At 69.4% G+C, this 5,741-nt stretch carries 6 protein-coding genes; 4 read left to right on the top strand and 2 right to left on the bottom strand.

Translation table 11 applies throughout. The features are described 5' to 3' along the window. A partial coding sequence (locus GRX66_RS15760; RefSeq protein WP_159527387.1) for a hypothetical protein occupies window positions 1–181 on the bottom strand: 181 nt, incomplete at its 3' end. Between the two features lie 102 nt (window positions 182–283). On the opposite strand from GRX66_RS15760, the gene GRX66_RS15765 reads away from it, so the two are divergent. The 3 genes from GRX66_RS15765 to GRX66_RS15775 all read left to right on the top strand — a co-directional run bounded on the left by GRX66_RS15765 (window position 284) and on the right by GRX66_RS15775 (window position 3,057). Then, on the top strand, window positions 284–1,264 hold the full coding sequence (locus tag GRX66_RS15765; RefSeq protein ID WP_159527388.1) for a hypothetical protein: 981 nt from the start codon (window positions 284–286) through the stop codon (window positions 1,262–1,264). Window positions 1,265–1,465: 201 nt separating this feature from the next. Beyond that, a complete protein-coding gene (locus tag GRX66_RS15770; protein WP_082687230.1) occupies window positions 1,466–1,750 on the top strand; it encodes a translation initiation factor eIF-1A in 285 nt (94 codons plus the stop codon). Window positions 1,751–1,923: 173 nt separating this feature from the next. After that, window positions 1,924–3,057: a hypothetical protein gene (locus GRX66_RS15775; protein ID WP_159527389.1), complete on the top strand. Its 1,134-nt coding sequence runs from the start codon at window positions 1,924–1,926 to the stop codon at window positions 3,055–3,057. 85 nt (window positions 3,058–3,142) lie between these two features. Here GRX66_RS15775 and GRX66_RS15780 read toward each other — a convergent pair whose 3' ends face one another. Further along, window positions 3,143–4,480, bottom strand: a complete 1,338-nt coding sequence (locus tag GRX66_RS15780; RefSeq protein WP_159527390.1) for a PAS domain S-box protein — start codon at window positions 4,478–4,480, stop codon at window positions 3,143–3,145. 202 nt (window positions 4,481–4,682) lie between these two features. Here GRX66_RS15780 and GRX66_RS15785 point away from each other — a divergent pair. Beyond that, a partial coding sequence (locus GRX66_RS15785) for a sodium:solute symporter family protein (protein WP_201293064.1) occupies window positions 4,683–5,741 on the top strand: 1,059 nt, incomplete at its 3' end.

The raw sequence follows: 5,741 nt of genomic DNA on the forward strand, positions 1-5,741 counted from the left end.
GCGAGCGGTCGCGGCCGCGTCGCGACTCCGAGGCCGTACTCGGGGCGCGCGGCGGTTCGGGGCTGTCCCGGAGCCCCCGCCGGAGCGCATCCTCCCAGGAGAGGTCGAGGGCGTCCTTCCGGCGTTTCAGCCGCTCGAAGACCTCGTCGTCGTCGATTGAGATGCGGATCTGTCTGCTCACACGCCACCAGACCGTCGCCACCACAATAAATGTGCGTGTTGACTCACACCAGACTCACATCTAGTGCAAAGTTTGAAGGGGGTGGCAGTCGGTGGAAGTCACATGAGCGACACGACAGGCGGCGACCACGTCAGTGTCAGCGGCTCCGCCTCCTACGACCGCGTCGACTGCGCGACCTTCGAAAACAGCGGGAAAGCGACCGTCACCGGACTGCTCCGGGCGGACCGCGTCGACTCCTCGGGGAAACTGCGCGCCGGCAGCCTCGACGCCGGCTCGGTCGACGTCAGGAAGAAGCTCGTCGTGGAGGGCGACGCAACCGTCGAGGACCTCGACAGCAGCGGGAAGACCGTTGTTCGCGGGGACGCCCGCGCCGACGAACTGGACGGCAGCGGAAAGACCGTGGTGCGCGGAGACGCCAGTATCGACCGCCTCGACGGCAGCGGGAAGACCAGCGTCGACGGCAACTTCGACGGCCAGGAAGTGGACACGAGCGGAACACTCGACGTGGACGGGAACGCCAGCGTCGACCGCCTCGACGGCAGCGGGAAGACCAGCGTCGACGGCAACTTCGACGGTCACGAGATCGAGACCAGCGGCAAACTCGCGGTCGGCGGGAGCCTCGTCGCCGCGAACGTCGACGTCAGCGGGAACCTGCGCGTCGACGGCCTGACCGACGTCACCGACCTGGTAGTCGACGGTGCCGGGACGTTCGAGGACGTGAACGCGGACGCGCTCACGGCGACCGGATCGCTCCGCGCGGGCGACGTGGCCGCTCGCAGGTTCGAGTTGACGCTGGGGGACGAGTCCCGCGTCGACAGTGTCCGCGCAACCGAGGTCGTGGTTCGCGCCGGCGAGCGCGGACGTTCACTCGTGACGAAGCTCCTCGGCCGCGACGACGCCGTGTTGGCGGTCGACACCGTCGAGGGGGAGACTGTGGACCTCGACGTGACCGACGCCGAGACCGTGGTCGGGGACCGCGTCACGCTGGGCCCCGACGCGAGTGTCGGTGTGGTGTACAGCGACGACGTCGACGCCGCGCCGGACGCGGACGTCGGCGACGTCAAATCGCGCGACGCGTACTGAGGCGCGCTGGGCGGTCAGCTACGCCTCGTCGAATTCCCCGGTCAGTCCGCCGTCCGCGAGTCGGCGCGTCCCGGCGGATACCCTCGCTGCGTTCGATTGACAGAGAGCCGGCGCCCGACCTGACAATCGCCAGCACGGTCGTACGTCGCGTGGTACCACGTCTCCCCGGTGACTTAAACGTCTGCCGTCCCTAGACTGGGTGTGAGTGAAGATTCTGGGCGTCGCAACCTGCGAATGCCCAACGGAGACGAGCTTTTCGCCGTCGTGACCGAACACAACGGCGGAAACCACGTTCGCGTGCAGTGCGAAGACGGCGAGAACCGAATGGGCCGCATCCCCGGCCGCATGAAGTACCGCACCTGGATCAACGAGGGCGACGTCGTGCTCGTGGAGCCGTGGGACTGGCAGGACGAGAAAGCCAACATCGAGTGGCGCTACGACGAGCAGGACGCCGACCAGCTCCGCGAAGAAGGACACATCAACTGACCGGATAGCGCGGTCGACGCAGCGACGGTCTGCGGTAATCTTTCTGACGGCCGACGGCGACGCCACCCGGTAGCCGCGGGACGAGGGCGTTCTGCGCCGGCGCCCTGTCACCGGAGTTCCACAGCGGCGGTAACCGTCTCATAACAAACCCCGCAGTGGCCGTCGTCGAGGGTATGCAGCGAACTCAGCGGCGCAGGGCACACGCGACGCGACGCGCGTTCCTCGGCAGTCTCGGCCTCGCTGCGGCCGGACTCGGGGCCGCGTCACAGTCCAGTGCGGCGACCGACACCGCGTCCGGTCCCGACAGCACCGGCCAGTTCGTCGTCGAACAGGGCGACCAGTGCGTTCCTGTCGTGCCGCTGTCCGGCGACGTCCCGGTCGAGGAGCGCTACGGGTGGGCCGTCGAGGGCGCTGACTTCAGCGCCACGGGCCTCGTCGACCTGCAGCGCCCTGACACGTCCATCCTGTTCCTCTACGACGGCCCGAGCGGCCTGAGCCTGGTCGTCGTTCACGAGAAGTACGGCGACGGGACGGACGGCGGTTCCGCGACGTTCGAGTTCGCCGGCCTTCCGCCGGACGGCGAGTGGGTCGTCCGGGACGACTACTACGACGGCGAGTCGAACTTCGACCAGTGGACCCGCGACGGGACCGAAGCGACCGTCGACTGGACGTGGGCCGACAGCCGGACGGACGGCGGCGCGTTCCGCGGACTCGGCACCGACCCCGACCTGGAAATCCGGATCGACCCGTCGTATAACGACGAAGCTGCGCTGTCCGGCGAGTACTACGACGGCGAGCTCACCGACTGGGAGGTGCTCTCGGAGTCAGCGGACGGACCGACACGGACGGCGCTCGCGCTCGACGAACCAGTCGTCGTCCGCCGCGGCACCTGTTCGAACGACGGGACGAGCGGCAACGCCGACGACAGCGAAGACAGCGACCGAACCACCGAACGCAGTGACGACAGCGAAGGCAGTGATGGGGACGCCGACGACGAGTCTGTTGGCGAACGACAGGACACGGCGGGCAGCGACTCCGCCGACGAAGACGCTGAGGGCGACCGCGAGGACGACGACCACCCTGGGAAGGGCATGGGCCACGTGAGGGGACGTGGAAAGGGGCACGAGAACGGGCAGGGGAAGGGCCACGAGCGACACGGAGACGACCGCGACGACGAGAGCGAACAGAAGCGCGGTGGCGAAGACGAGGGGAACGGGCGAGGGAAGAACCGAGGCAGGGGAAACGGCAGGTGGAAGGGAAAGAATCCAGGGAGCGGACACGGCAACGGCGGTGGTCGAAGCGGGTGACAGCGGAGCGGTCCAGTTCGGACGGCGTCGGGCGAGAAACGCTGCAGGGCGGCGCGAGCAGGCCGCCGCGCTGCCGGGTCGCGGGTCAGGACACGCTACCGTTCGGTGCGAGTTCCAGCGTGTACTCCACGGTGTTCGGGCCGAGCGTCGTTATCATCACGTCCCAGCCGTGGCGACTCGCCACGTCAGTCACAGGGTCTAGCCGTGGCGCGTCCGCGCCCAGTAGGTCGGCGGCGGCCTGTCTCCGGACGTTCGGCGATGCGACGCGCACGCTGAACCCGCCGTCGACTGGCTCCACGACGACCGTGCAGTCCGTCGGCCATCGACCGAGTGCGACCTCGACGACGTCTTCGACGAACGCCGCGACCGCTGCTTCGTCCGCGCCGACCGCTGCGTCGGCCCTGACCTCGAGGTTGGCGTCCGGGCCGACGTCGAATCGCGACCACGCGGCGTTGCAAGCGTCGGCCAGTGAGGTCGTCGCTGTCCCGTCGCCCGCCGGCGGGTCACTGTCCACCCCGAGCACGTCGAGCGCACGCTCGACCGCGCGGTGGGCTCCGTCGAGTGTGTGGTCGTCGCGGTCCGTGGCGTCGATAGCGGCCGCCGCGTTCCGTAGGTCGTCACGGACCCCCCTGCTGACCGTCGGCCTGACGACGCGAGCGTGTTCGCTGACGGGCAACACGAGGCCGAGCACGGCGGGGTCACCCCCGTAGTCGACGCGGCCGCCGTTGACCTCGAGGTCGACGCGCTCGCCGTCCGCTCGCACGGCCGTCACCACGTAGTGGATGCTGTCCACCTCCCCGTCCTCCCGTTTCCGGAGCGCGCGAGCGACCCTGTCCCGGTCGTCGGCCGCGACCACGTCCATGGCCGTCATGCCGACGACGTCCGAGCGGTCGTACCCCAGGATGTCCGCGAACTTCTGGTTCGCCTGGACGAACTCGCCGTCCTGGGAGATGGCGACGCCGATGATCCGTTGCTCGAACAGCTGCCGGTACCACTGCTCGGTGCGTTCCCGCTGGACGGACTCCCGGGTGTGGCCGACCGCGTTGCGGATCCGGTTGGCCAGCAGGTCGTACTGTTCGGCGCCCCCGCTCTTCTGGATGTAGTCCGCGACGCCCGCCGAGATGGCCTCGCTGGCGATCTCCTCGCTGCCCTTGCCCGTGTGGAGGATGAAGGGAAGCCGCCGGAACCGCTCGGTGACGGCCTCCAGGAACTCCAGTCCGGTCATCTCCGGCATGTCGAAGTCGGAGACGACGCAGTCGACGTCCCGTTCCGCGAGCACGTCGAGGGCGGCCGGCGCCGAGGAGACTGGGACGGCGTCGACGTCATCGGCCCGCAGTTCGAGCATCTCGACTTCGAGTTCGAGGAATGCCTCGTCGTCGTCCACGCAGAGGACTGTCATCCGGTCCTCCCCTGACCCGCTCATGCGGCCCCGTTCAGACGCCACCGAGATAGTAGTGCGGGTACTCTCACCCAGAAATCATTTGTATTCCTACTAGTCGGCCGAAAGATACGTCCCCTCGGTGGTACTTTCTGTTCCACATGGTTGGGGTGGCCCGCTCGGTGGCCGTCGCACCCGACGCAGGCGCGTCGCTACACGCGGTGTTCGGCACCCGAGGGGGCGCCGGATGAGCGTCCGTCGGCTCTTCGACCGCGGCGGCGACACGGAGTCGTTTTTCACCGCCGACCGCACCGTCGGCCCGCTCGTCGGCGGCGCCAGCCTCACGGCGACACAGGTGAGCGCCGGAACCCTCGTCGGCACCGTCGGCCTGCACTACCTCACGGGCGTGAGTTTCACGTGGATCTGGGTCGGCATCTGGGCCGGCTGGCTCACGTCCGTCCTCCTGGTCGCCCCGCAGCTCCGCGCGCACGGGGGCTACACCGTCCCCGACTACCTCGCGGACCGGTTTCCCGGCGACAGCGACGGCGCGTTCGTCCGCGGACTCGCCGCGGCGCTCATCGCCGTCATCTATCTCGTGTACACGACCGCCCAGTACGTCGCCGGCGGCGTCGTCCTCGACGCGCTCGTCGGCCTCGGGACCCTCCCGTCGGCCGCGCTCCTGGCCGCTGTCGCCGTCTCCTACACCGCCGTTGGCGGCATGCGCGCGAGCGTCTACACGGACGTGCTCCAGGTCGCGTTGCTCGTCGTCGCGCTCCTGGCCGCCACCGCCGTCGGCGTCGCCGACGTCGGTGGCTTCCGCGGACTCGCCGCGCAGACGGCCGCCGTCGACCCCGCACTGCTCGCGTGGAACCACGACTGGACGCGCGTCGGCAGCCTCGCCGCCTCGTTCGGGTTCGGAATCGCCGTCGCGCCCTACGAACTCTCCCGCGTGTACGCCATGCGGAACCCCGGTACGGTCCGTAGCGCGGTCGGCGTCGCGGTCGTCATCCAGGCCGTGGTCGCTGCCTGCATCGCCACGCTCGGCGTGCTCGCGCGCGTCCGGTACCCCGAACTTTCGTCGCCGGACGCGGCGCTCGTCCAGTTGGCGCTCGACCTCTTCGGGCCGACACCGGGCGTCCTGCTGTTGCTCGGCGTGCTCGCGGCAATCCTCAGCACCGTCGACTCCGTCCTGCTGGTGACGTCCTCGGCCGTCGCACACGACTTCTACGAGGAGACGCTGCCCGCCGTCAGGGGCGTCGCCCAGCCGTCCGACGAGTCAGTGGCGCGGGTCGCGCGAGCGGCCCAC

Origin of the sequence: Halobacterium bonnevillei (assembly GCF_009831555.1) — an archaeon.
Taxonomy (GTDB): Archaea; Halobacteriota; Halobacteria; order Halobacteriales; family Halobacteriaceae; genus Halobacterium; species Halobacterium bonnevillei.

Coding starts and splice junctions, on each gene's coding strand:
- GRX66_RS15765 (WP_159527388.1), top strand. CDS start 284: ATGAGCGACACGACAGGCGGCGACCACGTCAGTGTCAGCGGCTCCGCC.
- GRX66_RS15775 (WP_159527389.1), top strand. CDS start 1,924: ATGCAGCGAACTCAGCGGCGCAGGGCACACGCGACGCGACGCGCGTTC.
- GRX66_RS15780 (WP_159527390.1), bottom strand. CDS start 4,480: ATGAGCGGGTCAGGGGAGGACCGGATGACAGTCCTCTGCGTGGACGAC.